Annotated in this window: 18 protein-coding genes; 11 read left to right on the top strand and 7 right to left on the bottom strand. The window is 44.1% G+C overall.

The annotated features are described in order from the left end of the window. Positions 1–72: 72 nt before the first annotated feature. A complete protein-coding gene (gene dacB, locus OX890_RS12000) occupies positions 73–1,581 on the bottom strand; it encodes a D-alanyl-D-alanine carboxypeptidase/D-alanyl-D-alanine endopeptidase (RefSeq protein ID WP_126491880.1) in 1,509 nt (502 codons plus the stop codon). Between the two features lie 67 nt (positions 1,582–1,648). Continuing rightward, positions 1,649–1,825 (bottom strand): hypothetical protein, encoded by a 177-nt coding sequence (locus tag OX890_RS12005; RefSeq protein ID WP_006081710.1) that lies wholly within the window; start codon positions 1,823–1,825, stop codon positions 1,649–1,651. Between the two features lie 475 nt (positions 1,826–2,300). Here OX890_RS12005 and OX890_RS12010 point away from each other — a divergent pair, with 475 nt between their 5' ends. Continuing rightward, positions 2,301–2,633: a DUF1904 domain-containing protein gene (locus OX890_RS12010; RefSeq protein WP_006081709.1), complete on the top strand. Its 333-nt coding sequence runs from the start codon at positions 2,301–2,303 to the stop codon at positions 2,631–2,633. Positions 2,634–2,644: 11 nt separating this feature from the next. Further along, the gene (pssA, locus tag OX890_RS12015; protein ID WP_011846782.1) at positions 2,645–3,958 is read left to right on the top strand and encodes a CDP-diacylglycerol--serine O-phosphatidyltransferase; all 1,314 of its coding nucleotides are present in this window, start codon (positions 2,645–2,647) and stop codon (positions 3,956–3,958) included. 197 nt (positions 3,959–4,155) lie between these two features. On the opposite strand, the gene emrD is transcribed toward pssA, so the two are convergent. Both emrD and ampC read right to left on the bottom strand, forming a co-directional pair. Then, positions 4,156–5,388 (bottom strand): multidrug efflux MFS transporter EmrD, encoded by a 1,233-nt coding sequence (emrD, locus tag OX890_RS12020; protein WP_268649268.1) that lies wholly within the window; start codon positions 5,386–5,388, stop codon positions 4,156–4,158. A 409-nt stretch (positions 5,389–5,797) separates the two neighbouring features. Further along, on the bottom strand, positions 5,798–6,982 hold the full coding sequence (gene ampC / locus OX890_RS12025) for a class C beta-lactamase (RefSeq protein WP_268649269.1): 1,185 nt from the start codon (positions 6,980–6,982) through the stop codon (positions 5,798–5,800). A gap of 398 nt (positions 6,983–7,380) precedes the next feature. Here ampC and OX890_RS12030 point away from each other — a divergent pair, with 398 nt between their 5' ends. Further along, positions 7,381–8,145: a tRNA-uridine aminocarboxypropyltransferase gene (locus OX890_RS12030; RefSeq protein ID WP_006086750.1), complete on the top strand. Its 765-nt coding sequence runs from the start codon at positions 7,381–7,383 to the stop codon at positions 8,143–8,145. 163 nt (positions 8,146–8,308) lie between these two features. Here OX890_RS12030 and OX890_RS12035 read toward each other — a convergent pair whose 3' ends face one another. Both OX890_RS12035 and OX890_RS12040 read right to left on the bottom strand, forming a co-directional pair. Next, entirely contained in the window at positions 8,309–10,366 is a 2,058-nt protein-coding gene (locus OX890_RS12035) for a PhoX family protein (protein ID WP_268649270.1), read from the bottom strand. Positions 10,367–10,760: 394 nt separating this feature from the next. Then, positions 10,761–11,876, bottom strand: a complete 1,116-nt coding sequence (locus OX890_RS12040) for a tyrosine-type recombinase/integrase (protein WP_268649271.1) — start codon at positions 11,874–11,876, stop codon at positions 10,761–10,763. 591 nt (positions 11,877–12,467) lie between these two features. Between OX890_RS12040 and OX890_RS12045 the strand changes: the two genes are divergently transcribed. The 4 genes from OX890_RS12045 to OX890_RS12060 all read left to right on the top strand — a co-directional run bounded on the left by OX890_RS12045 (position 12,468) and on the right by OX890_RS12060 (position 16,147). Further along, entirely contained in the window at positions 12,468–13,007 is a 540-nt protein-coding gene (locus tag OX890_RS12045) for a hypothetical protein (protein ID WP_268649272.1), read from the top strand. A gap of 208 nt (positions 13,008–13,215) precedes the next feature. Continuing rightward, positions 13,216–13,554, top strand: a complete 339-nt coding sequence (locus tag OX890_RS12050; protein ID WP_006081701.1) for a hypothetical protein — start codon at positions 13,216–13,218, stop codon at positions 13,552–13,554. A gap of 336 nt (positions 13,555–13,890) precedes the next feature. After that, complete coding sequence (locus OX890_RS12055) at positions 13,891–15,879, top strand: RecQ family ATP-dependent DNA helicase (RefSeq protein WP_268649273.1); 1,989 nt, start codon at positions 13,891–13,893, stop codon at positions 15,877–15,879. Further along, complete coding sequence (locus OX890_RS12060) at positions 15,872–16,147, top strand: hypothetical protein (RefSeq protein WP_006081699.1); 276 nt, start codon at positions 15,872–15,874, stop codon at positions 16,145–16,147. Before OX890_RS12055 ends, OX890_RS12060 begins: the two co-directional genes overlap by 8 nt. A gap of 87 nt (positions 16,148–16,234) precedes the next feature. Here OX890_RS12060 and eco read toward each other — a convergent pair whose 3' ends face one another. After that, the gene (eco, locus tag OX890_RS12065; protein WP_259541132.1) at positions 16,235–16,786 is read right to left on the bottom strand and encodes a serine protease inhibitor ecotin; all 552 of its coding nucleotides are present in this window, start codon (positions 16,784–16,786) and stop codon (positions 16,235–16,237) included. A 455-nt stretch (positions 16,787–17,241) separates the two neighbouring features. On the opposite strand from eco, the gene OX890_RS12070 reads away from it, so the two are divergent. The 4 genes from OX890_RS12070 to OX890_RS12085 all read left to right on the top strand — a co-directional run bounded on the left by OX890_RS12070 (position 17,242) and on the right by OX890_RS12085 (position 23,248). After that, positions 17,242–18,543, top strand: coding sequence for a cation diffusion facilitator family transporter (locus tag OX890_RS12070; protein ID WP_268649275.1), 1,302 nt, complete (start codon positions 17,242–17,244; stop codon positions 18,541–18,543). Continuing rightward, positions 18,543–19,049 (top strand): MarR family winged helix-turn-helix transcriptional regulator, encoded by a 507-nt coding sequence (locus OX890_RS12075; protein ID WP_011846796.1) that lies wholly within the window; start codon positions 18,543–18,545, stop codon positions 19,047–19,049. Before OX890_RS12070 ends, OX890_RS12075 begins: the two co-directional genes overlap by 1 nt. A gap of 211 nt (positions 19,050–19,260) precedes the next feature. Continuing rightward, complete coding sequence (locus OX890_RS12080; protein ID WP_107947597.1) at positions 19,261–21,354, top strand: prolyl oligopeptidase family serine peptidase; 2,094 nt, start codon at positions 19,261–19,263, stop codon at positions 21,352–21,354. 268 nt (positions 21,355–21,622) lie between these two features. Continuing rightward, entirely contained in the window at positions 21,623–23,248 is a 1,626-nt protein-coding gene (locus tag OX890_RS12085; RefSeq protein WP_268649276.1) for a phosphoethanolamine transferase, read from the top strand. Positions 23,249–23,374 lie beyond the last annotated feature (126 nt).

Below are 23,374 nucleotides of genomic sequence, written 5' to 3' on the forward strand. Positions count from 1 at the left end.
ATAAAAACGAGAAAAGCACTGATGACTCAGTGCTTTTTTGTTTTATATCATGCTATTTCAACTCGGCAGTATTTAATCTTGGACCGAGTGAGCAGCGGTACTAAGCGCTGCTGTGGTGGGGGATGGCACTTGCAGCACTGAAATCAATTGCTTGAGAAACTCGGCATTAAACGATGGTTTATGCTGATGTTTAAGCTCGGGACTCATGCCATTCTCAAGCACCACAAACAGGGTGTCACTGTGCTCAGGCAAACGGATAAACCCCGCTAAGTTAGACACGCCTTGCATCGAGCCTGTTTTAGCAAAAATTTGCTGTTTTAGTGGCGGCTTGTTGTAACCCATGCGATACCTTAAGGTACCGCTTATTCCTGCTTGCGGCAGACTGGTCATTAACGGGCTAAAGCGGCTGTCCTTATGGATGAGTGCCAATACCGCCGCTAACTGCTGGGCATTGAGCAAGTTATAGCGTGACAGCCCTGAACCATCGACAATGTTAGCGTTACTCAGATCGACGCCTAACTCTGTTAAAATTCGCTGCATGGCTGCCGCGCCATTAGTAAAGCTACCTTGGGCATTGAAATAACTTTTGCCAAGCTGTTTAAACAGGCTATCAGCAATCAAATTATCCGACTTGAGCAGCATAGTATCGAGCAATTCAGGCAGAGGCGCCGAGCTATGGCTGGCAATCAGTTTCGCCTTTTTGGGCAAGCTAGTGCCGAGCTTAACTTTACCCGCCAGTGACATCTCGCCTTTAAGCAGCGAGATGAGGTTATCTTGGGCAAATTTGAACGGATCGCTGACCGCAATTGCCAGTCCAATCGCTTCACCGCCCGGATAACAACCACGCAGATGATAGTTGTTTTGGCCTAGTCGCACCAAATCGAGCTGACAAAATTCGCGACTCGCCTTGGGATCAAATACCGCATCGCTGCTGACTTTTACCCCATAACTCCCCGTGCGCAGGCTCACCTGTGAAGGCTTATTGGCCGTGCTGGGGTTGAACTGACCATAGACGCAGTTCTGATTGATAATGTAACTCGACACAGGCGCGGCAAAACAAATGCCTAAGTCATCCCAAACCCAACCAGGGGCCTGCATTTGCTCTTGTTTATCGCCGAGCAAATACAGATGTCCATCAATGCGATTAATGCCTTGTTTCACGAGACTGGCAAAAATGGCCTTGAGATCGGCTTGAGTGAACGTCGGATCGCCACTAAAACGCAGATAAGCGCTGCCGGCGATATGGCCCTTGCGTATTGGTGCGTCCGTCCATAATTCAGTGACATAACGAAAATCAGGCCCAAGCTGAGTCATGGCACTCACAGCTGTGAGTAATTTTTGCGTGCTGGCGGGAATAAACAGCGTCTCGGCCTGTTGGCTAAAGATCACTTGATTGTTAGACATGTCCATTGCCAGCAGTGCAATTTGCGAGTGACGAGGGCTGATTTTGCTGACCGCTTGGCTAAGCGAAGTGGTTCGGGTCTCTATCGCTCCTGCGTCGATTTGCTCAGCGCGGGCGATATTGTGGCTCGCCGCTAGAAGTAGGCTGGCATACAGAGTGGTTTTCAGTAACCTTTCCATGTTAGCTATTGGCCATTTTTATTAAGAACATCATGGGCCGTCTGGTTAAGTTCGATGCAATGTGGGGCTAATCCTCACTGCTGCCGTCATCCTTTTCCATCAAGCGATATAAACGTAGGGTAACAAACAATACCAGTCCGATAAACAGTGGCAGGATCAGTAATCCCAACTGGGTTTTAAAATGGAAAATACCCCAAGCAAACAGCAGTGTCAGCGCTAACGTCAGCAAAATTTTTTTGTTCATGGTCTTCGTCTTTTATCGTGTTGGTTTAATCGCAAATAGGCGTTTTAGTTTACGCTAAATCACTGGGTTCGGGGTAAACGAAATAGGTTTGAAGATTATTTTGTGATTTGGCCGACATTTTAGCTGATCTTCAGTAAAACCTGCGATGGTTTGTATGGGCTTGTCACGTTAAACATCACTTAATCCAGGGACTGTCCGATTAATATCGAACCGTTAATATTCACACTTTTACATTGCCCTTAACATGATATGTGTGCCGAAAAAACAGCCCTTAAATGTGGTTGTAATCCTAGCCTAAAAGATGTGATTTTTAGCTAAATAGTGGCGCTACGGTAGGATTACATCGAGTGAGGTCAAATTACCAGCAAAACCGCGAGGTTTAAGGAGGCTTTTGGGAGAAAAGTCTTGCCGAGACGAGGTGAAGTCGGTAATTTCTACCCCTTACGATTTTAGGTTCTTAGGTAACAACTAAACCATGCCACATATTAGTATGCGCGGCTTACCACAAGCGGTCGTTGCAGCGTTCAGCCAAACATTACTGCAGTCATTGGCGGATATATGTAAAGGTAATGCAGAGAGTTTCACGTTAGATTGGATCCCAAGCATCAGTTTTCGAAATGGAAAAATTGATCAACGCTTCGTCCAAGTTGAGTTACTCTGGTTCCCTAAGGACCCTGATATCCATCTTAAAGTAGAACAAACGATCAGGCAGGCAGTGACAGAGGCCTATCCAGAGTTAACACATATTGCTGTGATGTTTTTATCATTGAACCCCAGTGCTTCCTATCGGGGTGGTCAGCATGATTAAAGGAGGATGCCTTGCTAGATAAGCTTGGTGGAATAGCCGTTCAACCCGAGGCTTTAACGTGGTTGCTCACGCCATGCCGTTTCAAGGCAGAATTACTCGCTCGTATCGCGAGCGCCAAGCACAGTATTTATATTGCGGCGCTGTATTTAGAAGATGACGAAGCTGGCCGTGAAGTATTACAAGCGTTGATGGATGCCAAAGCGGCAAATCCAGCGCTTGATGTCAAAGTATTAGTGGACTTTCACCGCGCAAGACGCGGCTTGATTGGCCATAAAGGCGATAGCGGTAACTATTTGATGTACCGCAGAGTGATGGCTGAAGCCGAACATCCCATCGATATCTTAGGTGTCCCCGTTAAGTCCCGTGAATTTATGGGCGTACTGCATCTTAAGGGCTTTATTATCGATGATGCGGTGATCTATAGCGGTGCCAGTCTCAATAATATCTATTTACAACAAAATGATAAGTATCGTTTCGACCGTTATCACTTGATTGAGTCGGCCGAATTAGCCCGCAGTATGCGTGCAATGATCCAGAAAAATATCATTGCTGATCCTGCAGTGTGTTCGTTAACCCAAGACGCTGAACAAGAAGTACTGCCGCCTAAGACGGACATGCGCAGCTTTAAGCTGAGATTGTCTGACGCTGAGTACCAGTTTAAGGAAACCCGTGATGGCAACCGCATCACGCCGTTACTTGGGCTAGGCCGCAAGAAAAACTTGCTCAATAAAGTGGTTGTCGCCTTGGTGGAAGAGTCAAAAGACTCGCTGTTTATCTGCACGCCCTATTTTAATCCACCGTATATTTTAGTGCGCGCCTTAGCTAAGCATTTACGCAATGGCAAACGCATCGACATCGTTGTGGGCGACAAGACGGCTAACGATTTTTATATTCCGCCTGAGCAGGACTTCTCCACTATAGGTGCATTGCCCTATATGTATGAGCAATCATTGCGTAAGTTTGCTAAACGCCAACAGTGGGCGATTGATAATGGTCAGCTGAATATCCATCTGTGGAAGCATGGCATCAACAGTTATCACCTCAAGGGCATCAGTGCCGACGGTAATAAGCATTTGATCACAGGCTCTAACCTGAATCCAAGAGCTTGGGCGCTGGATCTTGAGAATGGTTTGTTGATCCAAGATGAAATTGGCTGCTGGAAAGCCCAGTTTGAAGCAGAGCAGACGCATATTCTTGAGCATACGCAGCGGTTATATCACTACAGCCAAGTGGATACCTTGCAGAGTTATCCTGCACCTGTGAAGAAGATCATGACCCGAATTCGTCGCCTTAAAGCCGATTTTTTACTGCGCCGCATTCTGTAACGCTGGGTTCTATAGCACAACGTATTTGCCAATATTTCTGTTTAAGTACAGTTTTTTACCGATTAAAAAAGCCCACATCAATGTGGGCTTTTTTGTTAAATTGCGACAATAGATTTTGCTTAAGCTAAGAACGTTATCGCTTCAATTTTTCGGCATTAAATCTATGGTTTTAAATCTATGGTTTTAAATCTAGGACATTAAATCTGTGGCATCAAATTGTGGTGAGTGTCATTTTGATCTCTGGCGTAATACAAAGACAAAATCACTAACACCACCATGACAGCGCTTAATAAACCTATGCTCAACTGGCCGCCCATAGGCACTAAAGACATAGTCAATGCGGCAAGTCCGGCACCAAAATTTTGTAATCCTCCCAGCAATGCCCCTGCAATTCCTGCTTGACGTGGAAATGGCTCTAAAGCCGCCGAGGTCAGGGTAGGGAACAGCATGCCGGCACCACTGAAGAATAAAATCGATCCAACCAGTAAACTCCAACCGACGACTAAATTGAAAAGCCCCGGGATCAACATGAATAAGGCGCCAGCGCCAAGCAGCGCAACACCTTGATAGATAACTCTTTGCGGCTTATTTTGTCGACCTGCGATCAGCGCGCCCAATAAATAGCCTGGAATCGGCGCCACAAAATAACAACTGACCATGAAGGGCGTCAGTCCAAGATATTGGCCATAGAGTACGCCAGCAATGGCTTCAAACGCCGCAATACCCGCAAAGGTTGCGATCAATGAAAACAAGTAAGCTCGAAATGCTCTATGGCGCAGGACATGCCGATAGGATGCGATAACGGCTTGATGTTCCCGCTGCGCCTTAGGTAACGATTCTTTAAAGGCGAATATCAATAACAGCCAGACCACGGCACCGAATCCTGCTAACACCCAGTACACGGCTTGCCAGCCGAAGTAGGCCGCACTGGCGCTACCGATAAATGGTGCCAGTAAAGGTAAAAACACTACGGCCATAGAAACATAACTATTAAATTTAACCAGTCGGTCGCCAAAGTAATGATCGCGGGGAATGCTCCGGCATAAAGCGCCCGCGCTGGCTGTGCCTAATCCTTGGATAAGGCTCGCCATAATCAGTTGGTTAAAGCTTGTGGCCTGAGCCGCAAACACTGCACCTATAATAAAAATTGCGATACCCACGACGAGTGGCATTTTACGACCAACGCGATCTGACACTGGGCCATACACAAATTGAAACATCCCATAGGAGAGTAAGTAACAGGCCATCACTGCTTGTAGCTGACTGGCGTCCACATGGAGCCCGAGTGCAATTTGCGGAAGGGCAGGCACAAAAATCGTTTGCGCCATTTGGCCACAGGCGACCATAAAGACAATCATTAACAGTAAACTAGACTGACTCGCCGTTGGAGCGATATCGTGATGAATAGGAGAGTGAGGCGTGCCTGACATGATATTTCCGAAAAAGGTCACTTAATGTATTTGCGCGCATCTTACTCCCTAAAAGCGTAACTTCAAGTGTCAATCATATTGATTTGATGAAATAATTTTTAATGCGACGCATAAGTTTTTCTCTTCATTTTTAGCTGTAAAGCTAAACTTACGTAGGGTTATTCGTCTGTTAACTAGGTCGAATATTTGCAAATCAATTAATACTCAGATTAACCCTTCACTGCCTATTTTATTACATGGGAGTTTGCTTAAAAAAATTGGCTATTAAGAGATTGGAGGTAAACAAGTGGATAAGGTGCCTAATACAAGCCACCCTAAAAAAGTCACGCTAAAAATATAGTTAAGGAACAAATAATAAAGGAGATAGCGAATCGGCATATCTCCTTTAATAGTCGCGACTAGAAAGATACTATTTTTGTAGTTTTTCTATGCCCGTTAAAATCTGATACCCCACAGTCACCCGTGGCGGAACGGGATAGTTTTTATTGCTTAACAATACTATGCCAAGCTTTTGCGCGGGAATAAATGCTGCATAAGCGGCAAAACCGCCGGTTGAGCCGGTTTTATTAATCCACACATTTTGCTGCGGCGCGAGGGGCGGCACTATGGGTTTTACTGGCGTACTGCCAAACACCACTTCCTGAGTGTGGCCCATAAGTATTTTATCAAGATCAATAGGATAGGAGTAATGCTCCCAAATCATATCTTGGGTCATCATGCCCACATCAAAGTATCCCGTGTGGGTCTCATCGAGTGCCGTTTGCAGTGGCTTAGCTAGCGGGTGCATTTGCATATTGGCCTCCACAAAATGCAGCAGATCCGTGGCTGTGGTTTTAACGCCATAGGCTTCATCGGCTAATACACCGGGATTGACCCGCACTGGCATGTCTTGCTTATCGTAACCTTGGGCATAATCGGCCATTTTACTGCTCGGAACGTTAATGTAGCTGCTAGCCATACCCAATTGTGGAAATAGCGTTTGCTCAAGAGCTTGTTGAAACGTTTGATCTAAACTCTGTGCGGCAATCATGCCGAGCAGCCCAATGCTTGGATTGGCGTAATTCCTGTGCGTCCCTGGGGCAAATGACGGTTGCCAATGCTTAAGATAGTCCATTAATTCTGCGTTATTCGTGACCTTGTCGGGCACTTGCATCGGCAGATCTCCCGCTGTGTGAGTCGCTAAATTGATGAGACTAATCTTGTCAAAATGGCTGCCTTTTAATGCAGGAACATAATCACTGGTCATATCCGTGAGTGATAACTTGCCTTCGATTTGTGCATAGTTCGCCAGTGTCGCGGTAAAGGTTTTACTGATAGAGCCAATCTCGAACAGGGTATGTTCTGTCACACTTTGCTTTGTGGTTTTAGAACTGACCCCATATTGGTAAAAATACTGTTTACCCTCAATGGTGATGCCAATCACAGCACCGGGAATACCGTAGTCGGCCATCAGTGGTTTGACTGCGGAATCAACAAGTGACTGGATGTCTTTGGTATTAAGCGTTTGGGCCGTCGTGACATTAGAAAAAAGCGTTGCAGTGAGCAGCACACCGCTTAATAACGGCATGGTAGCGAGCAGGGTATGTCGTTTCATAATTGACCTTTTATCGAAATTGCATTTATAGAGTAGAGATTGCACACGATATTACGGTAATTCCCCATTAAGTTAAGTCCTTACTGATATTTAGCGTCAATATTCACTCTGTAAGTAACTGAAAGGTTAACCTCGATAATCGAGTGTTAAATACTGCGTGGTGACATGGACTTGAGTATTGCAGTTGTTGCGCTATTCTAAGAGATTTCCTTAATCATAATGCAAAGTTGAGTCAGCAGCATATATCCTCAAGCACCGACGCTAATGTCTTTTATCCCGATAATGCATTGCGCAGATTGCGCCATTTACGGCCAAGGGATAAACTGCGCCACCGCGAGAGGAAAGTGCTGAATAACTTAGCCGCAACCCCTAATAAGTTTGAAAGAGAATTGTTTTTTATGGCTTTAGCCCCACATGCAGTGCACCATTTATATCAGTACCGTAAGTCTATTTCGACTAAACCCTTTGGTGCCCGTGGTAAAAAACTGATCCGCTGTCCATTATGCCTATTAGGTGAGCAGTTCTGTACCTGTGCGCTGCGCCGTCAGTTACAAACTCAAGCCAGTTTCCTGCTGATCATGTACAACGATGAAGTGTTAAAACCAACTAACAGCGGGCGCTTGATTGCGGATCTTATCCCAGATACGCACGCCTATATTTGGTCACGCACAGAACCTGAAGCGGCATTGCTTGCTTTGCTCGATTCGCCGCAATATCAACCTTATTTAGTGTTTCCAGCCCAATATGCGGAGCAAGGACAAACAATACTGAACCAAGTGCCGATGTCGACGTTAGCCGAAGGTAAACGGCCGCTGCTGATCATGCTCGATGGCAGTTGGCGTGAAGCGATTAAAATGTTCCGCAAGAGTCCTTACTTGCATTCCTTGCCACTGCTTTCCTTCGATCCCGACACGCTGGCAACCTATGCATTACGTAAAGGCAGCCATGACTTTCAACTTGGCACCGCCGAGGTGGCATCCTTAGCATTAGGGGCGATAGGCGAAGCGGCTAATGGCAAAGCCTTAAGTACGTGGTTTGATTTATTTGTTGAATCATCATTACTGGGCCGTAATCGACGTTGCCGTGAAGATCTTCTGCCAATCACAGACTTTACCAATGCCTTTGAACTTGCCTTCGAACAAGCCAATAGCGGCAAGCGTTAATTAATCTTCGAAATGAATGTGTAATATAAAAATTTAAGTTAGTGACTATCTTAAATAAAAACTCCCTTCACTTGAGGGGAGTTTTATATAGGCTAAAGTTTGCTCTGGCAAGAAAGCTTTATTTGCGCTTTAACTAAAGCAAATATATTCCTTAAATAACGTCTTAAACTGCAATTTCTTTACCATCTGATTTTCGAATAACCACAGTGGCGGCGCGAGGCCGTAATGTGATTCCGGCTGGTGTTTGTTCAGCGGCATTAGACGAATAAGGCCAGTTACCTGGGTGCTGAATGTTAGCAAATACCGAAGTGTAATCTGGGCTAATGGCAAAACCTGTCACTTCACAGTCGTTGGGACCGACGAAGAAACGCTTTAACTCCATTTGATTATCGGCCGTTACGCCTACTTGTTTCTCTTGGCCATCCACCAGTGTTGAAGGCACTATCGCGAGCATTTGATCGTTGGTTTCTTCGGCAACTTCCTTTGCGCCATTGTCGGTTTGAACCCACAAGATACCGCGTTTATCAAAGGCTAACCCATCAGGGCTGGCGAATTGATTGAGATCGGTTAAGCCTGACAAGTTGGTCTCAGCATTACCATCGCTGGGTGATCCAAAAACAAAAATATCCCATGTAAATTCAGTCGCTTTGTCGCCTTCATCCCAACGAATAATATGGCCGAAGTAGTTTTTCAATCTTGGGTTGGCAGGATTCACTTCGGTACGTTTTGAGTTGTTGGTCAGGGTCAAATAAGCAGAACCTGTGAACGGATCGACCGCGCACCATTCAGGTCGGTCCATAGGTGTCGCGCCGACTAGGTCCGCTGCGCCCGCTGTGTTTAAAATAATGTCGGCCAAGGTTGCGAAGTTATCGCTTAAGGTTTTGCCGTCTGTGGTTTGGCTATCTAACGTTAAAGGCAACCAAATACCGCCACCATTTTCATTGAATCTAGCCGCATATAAAGTGCCTTCATTCATGTACTTATCGCCTGTTTGCAGGCGGTTGCTGCTGTCAGCATCCTTTGCATCCCAGGCCGCAGCTGAGACAAATTTATAGAGGTATTCGAATTGAGAATCGTGGCCAGAATAGAACACCACGGGCTTGCCTTCGGTCAATTTACCAAAGGTACAACCTTCATGGCGGAAACGACCAAGTGCTGTACGTTTTACCGCGCGAGAGGTGGCGTTGTACGGGTCGATTTCCACAATATAACCGTGGCTGTTTGCTTCGTTACGGTAGTCATCCTGAGCACTTGCGCCCGATGGCGTGACATCGAAACGGGCAAATTCATCGAGACGTTCTTCATCATGACCCGCAAGATCGTCCCAGCCATAACGTGTACTGGTTTTACTGATCCCGATGCGACTCTGATCGGCGGTTAAGCTGCCACGATTGGCAAAATAGCCTGGCCAATTTTCTTCACAGGTCAGGTAAGTGCCCCAAGGCGTGTAGCCATTACCACAGTTATTTAAGGTGCCGCGTGCTTGGCTGCCATCGGGAGAATAGCGGGTTTCGAGTAGCGAAGAGTAGGCCAGAGGACCGCTGATATCCATCACAGTCGCGCCAGTAAATCGACGGTTATGACCATCATTACTGACAACTTCCCATTGATTATTCATCAGTTTTATACGTACAACCGACACGCCATGGGCGTTAATTTCTTTGCGCACTTCATCGATAACAGTGCGAAGACCAGAAGTGGGGTCAAATGTCTGGCCCGTAGGATGCAAGGCATCTTCGTCAATGTATTCGTGGTTAATGCAGAGTAGACCGTCATCACCCGCATCATTTAATGGGAAGAAATGCATGCCATCGTGGTGCATGCCCACTGAGTTGGCTTGGTCATCGGCCGTGTTACTACCATCGTTTTTCCATGGCGCCGCTTTTGCGTTTAATGGCGTGCCCCAAGGTGCTAACACCTGCGCTGTGTAACCTTCTGGCACGACAACCGCATCTAAGCGAGAACCCGCAACCGATGTAAAGTTAAGCTTAGCGCTACTTTTAGTCGGTGGCACTGGCGTGACTGGATCGACAGGTTTAGGAACAGTTTCATTGTCTGAACCACAAGCGGTTAAGCCAACACTGGCAAAAGCAGTCATAGCGCTGAGGCCTAAGCCACTTTTTACGAAATTACGGCGAGATAAATGCTTATCCAACACTTGATTAAAGGGTTCATTATTACTTTTATTATAAAGTGTAGGATCAAAGGTGGCCTTACTCATATTTTACTCCGGCTAGTACGATGAATTAAATTTCGTGCCTAAGGCTAAAGTACCAATATGACAATAAAGCTGATTTTATATTACAGGAATAATTTACATACTAACCAAGCTTATATGTTTTAAGAATGTTAAATTGGATGTGATAAGTATTTTAGGTTAGAAATATATCAATCTTAAAATAACATTAATTAGATTTATTGCTCTAATTTTATGTTTTTAATATAACTTAAATTGTTAATTTATATAATTATCTAATGTGTTTCCATTAATACTTATTAGTTCTGTACATTAATGTCCTTTTAATGAAATCCTTTTCCTGCTTAGAATAATAAAGTGAAGTCTATTTCTCAGGTTAAAACGAAGGAGTTAATGCTTAACCTGTGATCGTCAAGTTTCAGTCTTTTGGTTTTAAATAATGACGAAGTGAGCGCGGATCGGTATGTCCGGTTCTGGCCATGATGTACAAGTGATCTTTATTATTTTCATGCAGTTGTGTTACGCAGCCACTGCGCAAACTGTGGGCACCATAAAATTTGGCGGGCAGTCCTGCTTTAGTACAATATTTTTTAATGATGCGATAAATATCATCGCCGGTAAGGAAACCACTATTTTTATTCAGTAATGAACTAGATCCGGAATGTCGGTCTTTCATTTGATACGGACGTAAATTTTTTCCATCACGGGAAAGCGATCTAAATAAATGTCCGTCTTCAATATTGGCTAACGATAACCAATTTTTCACGGCGTCGAGTGCTGCAAAGGGTTCATGGTCTGGCAGGTCTTTCCATTCCCGTTGGCCTTGCTGATTACTCTTCGAATAGGGCAGGCGCACTTTTAATTTGTTACGCAGAAAACTGACATACTGAACTTTTATATCTGCCAGTTCAGAACGACGAAACCCACCTTGTAATCCTAATTGAATAATCGCTTTGTCTCGCGCTCGGGTTAATGGCTGCACTTGCTCATCGATAGCTTGGATCAACATTTCCACTTCATCATACATAATGGGTTGCTGATCATAGTCACTTACATGGCGAGATTGATTTCTGCTCAAACCGCGCATTACTCTGATCACCAGAGGATGTTCGGTTGGCGAGTGAAATCCCGCTTGAATATGATGGTAGCGAATTGCTGCCAACCTTGTGGTTAATGTTTGCTTTGAAAGTTGAACGCCAGTGCTTTCTTGGAACAATTCTTTTTGATGACCAATAAATGAAATGACGCTTCGTGGATCTGCGGGCAGGGCCTGAAGTTGGTGCTCGGCACAATAACGGCTAAATACACTGAAGCTCGTATTATAAACACGGCGAGTGTTAACTGAAATTTCGTATTCAGTTTCTTCGGCGGCGCTTAAATAATCATTGCGAACAGATTGTGGTAGGAAAGTCTCTTCAAAAAAACGTGGCTGTTCAGCACGGTTATTATGGTGATGATCTGAGCCAGTCGCTCTTTCATTCGATATATTGGCGTTATTTTGAGCATTACTATTTGTCCGGATCATTTTAGACATGCCGTAGAAGTCACCTGATATCGAATTAAGAAGGCGTAATTATACGCAAATCATAGCTATATCTACCAGTGATAATCGTCATTATCACTGGTAGAGTGCTTATTTGTTTAAATAATCCTCTTTTATTAGAGGAGGGTGCATGAAATAACATTTAGTTGGATTGTTTAGTTTAAAAAACAGCCAAGATAAACCTATTCTGACAATGGTGATTAATTAAGCGGATGTAAAAATAAAGGCAATAATAGTATGAAATTCGTACTTCCTATATGCGATAGTTTCTAGCTTGGTTAGCCACAGATGCACAATTTTAAAGAATGGTTTAACCATTTTATTGGTTTGCATGAATGGTATGCCCTAAACTAGACTTGTGTGTTGGGCGAAATTTAAGCTAATAACGACAACCGCTTATCAGGTTCTTAGCCTGTTATGAGTTGAGCTATTTCTGCCTAAGGCAAAATGAAGCATAAGGAATCGATTCCCAGTCAATAAAATGGTTGAACCATATATTAATACTTGTCGATTTGTACTAGCATGTGAGGTCCCATTTATTTCATCCGCATTAAACGCATACTTAACTAAAGAAACGTATTTATGGAACCGCAAGCTTGGATATATCAACAAGACAAACCGACAGCAGGAAGAAAATTATTATTGCTTGAGGAAGCAGAATTAATTTTTGCCTTACCCTTAATTTATCGCCTTATCAATCCTGAAGCTGTGGCATCTAAGCCAGATTGGTTTTGTGACGCTGAGTTACAAACGGTTTCCTATACTGAGTTGGTGACACAGTTAAATGAATTGGTCCGATTACGTAAAAAGACACAGCGACTCGACAACGAGCTTAAGAATGTAAACAAAATGCTCAATCAGTATTTTACTGATTTGGGTTGGCGCATGGTTCGTAAAGAGCTATCTCAAATAAAAAAGCGTCAGAAAAAATCCCATATAGAGGTAAGCAGGGATATTATTCAGAGATTAAAGCGTTATATGGAGACACAAAAGTTAGACAGTTTTGATCAGGCAATTGATAACTTATTGTCAGAGCATGATGCCGAAATCTCACAAAGCCATTTGCAGCATCCAGATGACCTAGATGACAATATGAGTGTCGACGATATGCTTGATGAATAATCTCTGGCTTGTCTCGTCCTGAAATAAAATGGGCAGAGTTAAGTTCTGTTGATCTTTATTATGACGTCGCAATATCGCCTAAAATGGATTTGTTAATAATCGCTTAAATGAGCAAGTAAGCCGTGACTTATCTGTGCAGACACGTAAAATTGCTGTTAAGTTTAAAGGGATTTTTAAGTTTAAGACTTGGTAACATGGGGCATCAGAAATGAGTGTAAGCATTGAAAATGATAGGAAAATTGCTGTCCTGTGCCGAATTGAGCCTGGCTGTCTCGGACCAGATGGTGTGGATCATATTGAGGCTTTTTGTGCTTTGGCCCAGAAAGCGATGCAACATTTCGACGTCGATGTTGGCACTTGGTTGCTGATCCCAAGATACGATAAAACCTTGGAAGAGATGCAATACAGTGTTGCCAATAAATTACTTTCCCGCGAACAAGCGACTAAATATCTTGTCTCTATCGGACGTGATATTGATAGTTTTGAAGAAAGATTTCAGGATAAACTCACCTCGCTGATTAATTTATACCTTGCGAGAAAACCTTAAACTGGAGACTGCATGTTGCCGAGATTAACCTAAGCTCTAGCCTCGGCGCTTATATTATCCATCGCTCATTTTTTAAAGTCGTTTTTATTTTCGCATTCAAGTTTTTATAAAAACAGCCAATTACTTCTTATAAAATCAATAGATTAACTGTCACAGTTTATCTGCGGCATCATGGTTTTCAACCGATAAATTCAGCTCCAAAACTCAGTTGTCGGTAATTAACTCCGTAAAGTACCTCAAAATTTGCTAGACTAGTCGACTCACTTAATGCTGAATCTTTTTCTTGCGGTATACCCGAATTTTTTGGGTGGTAAGGATGAGTGTAAAGGACGGTTGATGTTCAATCCCATTCCAGAAACCAATCCATACATTAGTTTGTTGCAGCAGGATTTCGGGTTTTCTGAATTTCGCCCTGGCCAAGCGCAAACGATAACACAACTGTTGGCGGGGAAGTCGAGTTTAGCGATTTTTCCGACGGGTTCTGGTAAATCCCTTTGTTATCAATTTACAGCATTGCAGTTACCCCATTTGAGTTTAGTGATTTCGCCTTTACTCGCCTTGATGAAAGATCAGCTGGAGTTTTTACAATCTAAGGGAATTCATGCGGCCAGCATAGATTCAACCTTAAGCGCCGAGCAGAGTCAGCAAGTGATGGCAGATGCGCGCTCTGGCAAGCTGAAAATCTTGATGGTGTCGGTGGAGCGTTTCAAAAATGAACGTTTTCGGCAATTTATTCAATCGGTTCCGCTGTCCATGCTGGTCGTCGATGAGGCGCATTGTATTTCAGAGTGGGGCCATAATTTTCGGCCCGATTATCTTAAATTGCCCGACTATCGGCGTGAGCTTGAGATCCCATTGGTACTGTTATTGACGGCCACAGCAACACGTAAAGTGAAACTGGATATGGCTAAGCGCTTTGATATTGCGCCTGAACACATAGTGCAAACGGGATTTTATCGACCCAATTTAGATTTGACTGTTCTGCCTGTATCAACGCAAGAGAAGAATGCCTTACTGGTTCAGCAGATAGCTTCATTCTCAGGTGCCGGCATTGTGTATGTAACTTTGCAGCAAACCGCCGAAACGGTCGCACGACTCTTGAGCCAACAAGGTATCGTCGCCAGTGCCTATCATGCTGGATTTGAAGATGAAAAACGTCAACAAATTCAAAATGATTTTATGCAGGATAAGCTGCAAGTGGTAGTGGCAACCATCGCTTTTGGCATGGGAATCGATAAGAGCAATATTCGTTTTGTGATCCACTACGATTTGCCTAAATCCATTGAAAACTACAGCCAAGAAATCGGCAGAGCAGGGCGTGATGGTGCGTTATCCCATTGTGTCACTTTGGCCAATCTTGACGGGCTCAATACCGTTGAGAATTTTGTATATGGCGATACGCCGGAGCGAGAAGGTATAGCACAAGTCATTGAGGCTATTCGACTTGAACAAGATTCCGGTCAGTGGGAATGTCAGCTCAATGGCGTGTCGACGGCGAGTAATATTCGCCAGTTACCGTTAAAAACGTTACTTGTGCAGCTAGAAATTTTAGGTGTGGTTAAGCCGTTATTTGCTTACTACGCCGATGTTAATTACAAGTTTTTGGTCGACAAACACGCCATTCTGAGCCGATTTAATCCCGAGCGGCAGGCGTTTTTGACGCAGATTTTTAATCATACGCAGATGAAGAAAATATGGGGCGCGTTAGATTTTGATGCCTTGTACAGTGCAACGGGTCATGAGCGCAGCCGCGTGTTAGCCGCGCTGGAATATTTAGCTGAACATCAGTTGATTGAATTAGAAACTAAACGAATTACCGATGTGTATCGGGTGGATGTTGCCGCATTAGCGCGTCCCGAACTCATCGATGAGCTGTACCATTATTTTATCGATAAAGAGCAGAAAGAAATTGCGCGAATCGCGCAGTTAGTCCGCTTTTTTGAACTTGAGACGTGCTTAAGCCACAATTTATCCCGTTATTTTGATGATAATGAGACGCCAGCGGTCTGCGGTCATTGCAGTGTTTGCCGCGGCAATATTGCTAAGTTGCGCTATTCGACTGAACCGACTTGGCCGACAGATCAGCAGATATTGGCTGATTTACGTGAGTTGAAACATCATTTAACGGCTAAAGGGATTGAGACTTTGTCACTCGATACCTATTGTCGTTGCCTCGCAGGCATGTCGGTGCCTTTGGTGAGTCGTTTTCAAGTGCGTAAGTTAAGTGGCTTCGGCCGCTGTGAAAAATTGAGATATGCTGAAATTAAACAGAAAGTTGAGTCACTGTTGTCGCAACTAGATGATAAAAGAGTTGAACATGAATAAGGCCGTAAAAAAGATGTTAGCCACCCATGAACATTTAGTTCACTCTGAAGGTGTGACTGTGGTTTCCCATATGCAAAGGGAAAAGGCAGAGTGGGTACAACATACTGTTATGATTGAAGATTGTGATGTACCGTTTAAATTCAGACGGGTGAAAAAATATCGTAATCTGCAAGGGCAAAAGATCAATGTCATCTATTACCCAGAGACAGAAACTGTGGCGGGGTTTGAGATAGAAATCATGCAAGTCGTTAGAATTAAACGATTCTAGTTAATGTTCTTCGAGTCTTTGCTTTTATCAATCAGCAAAGACTCGAAGCGCATTCGATTGATGACTCGAGCGTTAAAATCGTGCTACTTACTTGGAATATTGATAGGTTGAATCCACTTTCCACGTTCTGAAACGCAGTTCAGCGCCTTCTGGTAGATAAAATACCTTAGGTAAACGACTGTCGTAGCGCATTTTTAGTTCACCTGGAATACGTACAAAAGCCTCTTTCTTCGCCAATTCGAAACAGGCCATCATAGTGCTCGGCCCTTCAGCGATTTCATCCACTTGATAGTAGCTATAACCCCAACCTTGTACTGTCAGTTCCTTCAATTCCCCGTTTAATCCATGCTTATTGCAATCGACCATTTGAGTCTGGCCAATTTGGATTTCGATCATGTAGTCATCTTCGTTTTCTAACTTAGGCAAACTCAGGATGTGCTGCACCATACCGGCCGCCGGAGCAGGGAACATCTTAGTCGCTTCCTGTGCGCTGTAATCTTTTGGGTCAAAACGTTGAATGCTGATCATAGGCGCATCTAATCCTGTTGGGTGTGGCGGGCTAACTGCCGCAGCATTGAATGACAATAATGCAAATGCAAGGGGAACAGTGCTAACGCTAAATAAGGTCTTCAATTTCATCTTGTTTCTCCTAATCGAACTGAATGGATGTCGACAAGTTTGTCGTTGTTCTGTCCCTATAAACGCGGCAGAGATAAAAAAGGGTTAAATTATTCAATAAAAATCGATGTTTACTCAAATGATTTTTATCCATCTGAATAATAAGGCTGCAATAAAGCCAATCTTACTCTGCTGACTCAGATGTTTTCACACATAAATTAAATGCTAATCCATTAAACCTTGCCTGATATCCTTTGCCTAGTCTAGCTGCCTATCTTAATTCACATATCAGCGTCTCGACTCGTGACAGGAGTACAGGTGCATTATGGGGATCCACAGGCATGTTTAAAAGTTTGAAAACGGTATATCTTGATAAATAGTTAATTTGATCTTCATGTATTTTGATTTTCAAACTATAATTCAGGCAACACGTTTTTTATCATTGATAGCGATGGACATGGAGTAGGAATTACACAATGAAATCAACTACAGCCGAGCAAGCGACAGGGCATCAAGCTTCTGCCCACCGCCAAGGGCACTCACTCACCCAATGGCAACACTCACATGAGTTTTCGAATCAGAACCGCGATGGCGAAAAAAACACACGCTATGTACTGTATTTAACTGTGATCACTATGGTGGCAGAAATTGCTGCCGGAACCATTTACGGTTCTATGGCATTGCTCGCCGACGGTTGGCACATGGGCACCCATGCCGCGGCCTTTATGATCACATTATTTGCCTATTCCTATGCCCGTAAACACGCTAACGATCCCGCCTTCGCCTTTGGTACAGGTAAGGTGAGTGTGCTTGGCGGTTACACTAGTGCAATAGCCTTAGGTTTAGTGGCATTGGTGATGTTGATTGAATCGGGAATGCGGCTGATTAGTCCTGAGCAAATTCATTTCAACGAAGCTATTTTTGTGGCCGTTATTGGTTTAAGCGTCAATATACTGAGTGTGTTTTTACTTAAAGATCATCATACCCACGATCACGGGCATCACCACGGTCATGGACATGATCATAGTCACGGGCATGGACATGATCATAGTCACGACCATGAACATGATCATGAAGACGAACATGCTCATGTGCATCATAACAGCCAAGCACACACCCATGACGATCATGCCCATACAGCGCATTCACATGATGCGGATCCGCACCCGCACCATGACTCACATGCACACGATGAAAGTCATCATGATCATAGCCATTGCCAACATGAACAGGATCACCAACATGCTGCTGAGCATGAGCATGAGCATGAGCATGAGCATGAGCATGAGCATGAGCATGAGCACAAGAGCCAGAAGGCCCACGGTGGCCATGATCACAACCTACGTGCGGCCTATTTTCACGTACTAGCCGATGCATTAACGTCAGTGCTCGCCATCGCTGCCTTGTTGTTTGGTAAATACATGGGACTAACTTGGCTAGACCCGATTATGGGGATTGTCGGCGCTGTGATTATCAGCCGTTGGTCTTGGGGACTCATTCAGCAAACGAGCCCTATTTTGCTGGACGGCGGCGTTAAAGCATCATTACAACGTAAAGTCACGCAAACCATTGAAGCTGTAACAGATCATCAAGTGGCCGATTTACATCTTTGGCGAGTGAGCGCCGATCACCATGCTATTATGGTGTCCATCGTGTCCCATTCACCGAAAGATGTCAGTTATTTTAATCAGTTACTGTCACAATTTCCTGAATTGGCCCATATCACCATTGAACTCCATACTTGCCGTCAGCGCGAGTGTATGGCTAAGGAAGCCTAATGACTGTTGAACATCATCATTCATCAAACTTGCATTCAAGTGAGCCACATTCGACTGCTCACTCAACAGCTGGACATTCAACGGCCGCGCATTCAACAGATCATGCATTAAATCATGTGATTATTGAATTTTACGAAAAGCTGTCGTCTTGGGAGCACGCCATTGTACGTGACAAAGGTTTTAGTCTGTCGCAGGTGCACACGATTGAGTTACTTGGCGTGCATGGCGCTATGCGGATGAAGGAATTGGCGGACAAGATTGGTGTCACAACTGGCACATTAACGGTTCAAATCGATAAAATGGTGGAGGCACAGTGGGTCGTGCGACGCCCCCATGAAACCGATCGCCGTTCGATTCTGGTGGAGTTAACTGAGAAGGGCCAAGCCTTGTTCCTTGAACATGATGCTTTGCATCTACAACTCACCACAGATCTCACCGCAAAAATGAGCAGTGAGGAACGAATCGTGCTGCTTAATTTGCTGTCACGCATGAATAACGAGTTTTAATTTACCCAATATCATCGATTAAAAAGCGTCCCTCGTGGACGCTTTTTTATAGCACGACATCTTTAAAAACGCGATTCATTCTAGATTAATCATCTGCTATTACAGTACCTTACCTTTTGTTACATTCTTGTTGGATTAATAGTTGAACTGGATATTAATTAAGGTAATGTAAGGGCAGATCTCAAGATGGACTTTGTATAAAAGGAATAGAATGAATAATAAATTACTGCCTTGGTGCATTGCAGGAGTGCTCGGAATGAGCGGTCAACTTCACGCAGAAGAAGATAAATATATTTGGTTGGAAGATGTTGAAGGCGCTAAGCCTATGGAATGGGTGAAAACCCAAAATGCCGCATCGGCCGCCGAAATTAAAGCGTTCAAAGGTTTTGATACCTTAGTGGCTAACAGCCTCGCCATCCTGAACGATAAAGAACGCATTCCCTACGCCACCCATATTGGCGACAAGTTATATAACTTTTGGAAGGATGACACCCATGTGCGCGGCATTTACCGTCGCACCACAATGGAAGAATATGCCAAGGCCGATCCTAAATGGGAAACCGTGCTCGATATCGATGCCTTAGGTAAAGCCGAAGCCGTCAATTGGGTATTTAAGGATATTAGCTGTCAATATCCTGAAAATGAGCGCTGTTTTGTCTCATTGTCTCGCGGCGGTGCCGATGCGGTGGAAGTGCGTGAATTTAATCTCAACACTAAATCCTTTGTTGCTGCCAAAGATAAGCCATTCTTTTTAAAAGAAGCCAAATCGAGCCTGAGCTGGATAGATAAAGATCACGCCTTTGTCGGTACTGATTTTGGTGATGGTCAAAGCATGACGGACTCGGGTTATCCCCGGGGCGTTAAACTGTGGCAACGCGGCACGCCACTTGACCAAGCTAAGCCTGTTTTCACCGGCGACAAGGCTTCAGTTGCAGTCTCTGGCTGGGTGTTATTCGATGATAAAACCCCACTGAGTTTAGTGACAGAGGCGCATACCTTTTATACCGCCAGCCAATATGTGTACCAAGACGGTAAACTCATTGGATTGCCTTTACCGCAAGATGCTGAGATTAAAGGTTATTTCAAAGGTAAGTTATTCATTGAGTTAAAGAGTGATTTAACCAATCAAGACGGTAACTTTAAGCAAGGCGCGGTCGTGTATGCCGATGTGGCGGATCTCATCGCCCAAAAAGCCAAGTTCAGTTTATTTGTGAGCCCGACTCAAACCGCATCGATTGCGCAGCTCAGTTTTAGCAAGAGTGCAATTTTCGTTAATTGGCTCGATAACGTGAAAAGCAAATTAGTGCGTTATGAGCAAGACGAAAAGGGCGCTTGGCAGAGCACTCACGTACCGTTTGAAGCTAATGGCGCCTTGACTGTAATGGACGTTGAGCAAGACAGTGATGATTTCTTCGTGAATTACACTAGTTTTCTTGAGCCTTCAAGTCTCTACACTGTGAATGCCAAAACCTTAAATCCAAAGAAAATTAAAGGTATGCCGCAACAGTTTGCTGCGGACAAGTTTAAAACTGAGCAATATTTTGCGACGTCTAAAGATGGCACTAAAGTACCGTACTTTGTGGTGATGGCGAAGGATCTTAAGTTAGATGGCACTAATCCCACGCTACTTTACGGTTACGGCGGGTTTGAAGTGTCGTTGCGTCCTTCTTATTCGGCCACCATTGGTAAGAATTGGTTAGAGCAGGGCGGCGTCTATGTGTTATCCAACATTCGTGGCGGTGGTGAATACGGCCCTGCTTGGCATCAAGCGGCGTTAAAGCAAAATCGACATAAAGCCTATGAGGATTTTGAGGCAATCGCTGAAGATTTGATTGCCCGTAAAATCACCTCAAGCAAACATTTAGGCATCCAAGGTGGCAGTAATGGCGGCCTATTAATGGGCGCGGCATTTACCCGCAGACCAGATCTTTATAATGCAGTCGTGTGCCAAGTACCTTTACTTGATATGTTTAGATTCAATAAGTTGCTAGCGGGTGCCAGCTGGATGGGTGAATACGGTAACCCTGATATTCCAGAAGAATGGGCGTACATTAAAACCTACTCGCCTTATCATAACCTGCATAAAGACGTGCATTATCCAAAGGTCTTTTTCACCACTTCTACCCGTGACGACAGGGTTCACCCTGGTCACGCCCGTAAGATGGTCGCTAAGATGAAAGACATGGGGATTGATGTGTTGTACTACGAAAATATCGAAGGTGGCCACGCCGGCGCTGCAGATAATAATCAAGCTGCGGAACTTAATTCAATGGCGTTTGCCTACTTATTACAGCAGTTACGATAATCACCGCAGGGGTAACATGAATTGTTAACTCGTTGGTGATAACACCGAGCAAGGCCCTAATAGGTTGGGGAGCAAAAAACGGTCGAACTCATTGAGGTTCGGCCGTTTTTTTAAGTTTGTTTTTAAAATGTGAGCATTAACCACAGATAATTTGAGCCATTACCAAGAGCTTGCTACTATGGCAAAAAATTTGACTGTTACAGCCTAAGATTACCTTAAGAAAATTAAGTTAGTCTCGACAAACAACTAATTTGAGTGAGAGCTATCAGTGCTAGCAAGATTTAAGACTCTATCGGTGAATCGATTCACTTTTATCACAGCGTTATTTTACGTTTGTATTTTCAATATCCCACTATTCGGCATCATTAAAAAAGGCATCGAAAAACAACCGGATGTCGATCCTATTTTCATCGCCACTATGCCGTTGTTTTTAGCCTTTGCCCTCAGTTTTGTTTTTTCCTTATTTACGGTGAAGTACCTCGTTAAGCCGTTTTTCATCATACTTACCTTGTTGTCATCGAGTGTGTTCTTCGCCGCCTATCAATACAATGTCGTGTTTGATTACGGCATGATAGAAAACACCTTTCAAACCAATCATGCTGAAGCGCTGATGTATGTGAATTTTGCTTCGATAATGAATATGTTACTGACAGGGATTTTACCTGCGTACCTTATCTATAAGGCCGATATTCAGTACCAGCCTTTTTTCAAAGAGTTACTACATAAAGTGCTGTTTATGCTGGCGATGTTGGCGGGACTCGGCATTATTGCTTTCTTTTATTTCCAAGATTACGCCGCCTTTGGCCGTAACAACGACGAGCTAAAACGTTATATCGTGCCGACGTATTTTATTGGCGCTGCGTCTAAGTACATTAATGTGCACTACTTACAAACGCCGATTGAATATCAGCCACTGGGTCTCGATGCTAAAAATGTCAGTGCCAACCCTAATGGTAAACCTAACTTATTAGTGCTTGTGGTAGGTGAAACCGCGCGTTCGATGAGTTATCAGTATTATGGTTACGACAAGCCAACCAACGCCCATACCCAAGATCAAGGCTTAATTGTCTTTAAAGATACCAGTTCATGTGGCACGGCAACGGCTGTTTCTCTTCCTTGCATGTTCTCGCGCATGGGACGGGAAGATTACGATTCTCGCCGTGCCTATGCCCAAGATACTGCGGTAGATGTGTTGAACCATGGCGGGATTAAAGTGCAATGGTTTGATAACGACTCTGGCTGTAAAGGGGTGTGCGATCAAGTTGAAAACATTTCGATTGATTTGAACAGCGATCCTGAGTTGTGTACTGGCCAATATTGTTTCGACCAAGTGTTACTCAACAAATTAGATGAAACCTTGGCCACTGCAGAACGCAAAGATACTGTGATTGTGTTGCATGTGATTGGTAGCCATGGACCGACGTATTTCTTACGTTATCCACCGGAGCACCGTAAGTTTACACCGGATTGTCAGCGCAGCGATATCCAAAACTGTAGCCCAGATGAGCTGATGAACACCTACGACAACACCATTTTGTATACTGACTACATCATCAGCGAAGTAGTGAAAAAGTTACAAAATCAGCAAGATAAATTTGATCCCGCCATGTTGTATTTGAGCGACCACGGCGAGTCTTTAGGTGAGAAGGGCATGTATTTACATGGCGCACCTTACAGCATTGCGCCAATTGAACAGACGAGTATTCCTATGCTTGCTTGGGTATCTGAGGACTTCAGTAAAGATAACCAATTAGACATGGCCTGTTTAGCTGAGCACGCGGCGAAGGGCGGTTTCTCCCATGACAATTTATTCGACAGTCTTTTAGGCCTAATGAATGTCAAGACCGAGGTATATCAGCCTAAGTTAGATATCTTTGCCAGTTGCCGAGGTTAATCAACCCATTAACTCATCAATATTGAGTCGCGAGCATTATCGTGCGACTCAATGCTATCTTGTGACTCAATGTAATCTTATGACTAAGTCTGATCGACTGACCACAAGTTATTGAGTGATACCTCG

The sequence above is a fragment of the Shewanella sp. DAU305 genome (assembly GCF_026802235.1).
GTDB lineage: Bacteria > Pseudomonadota > Gammaproteobacteria > Enterobacterales > Shewanellaceae > Shewanella > Shewanella baltica.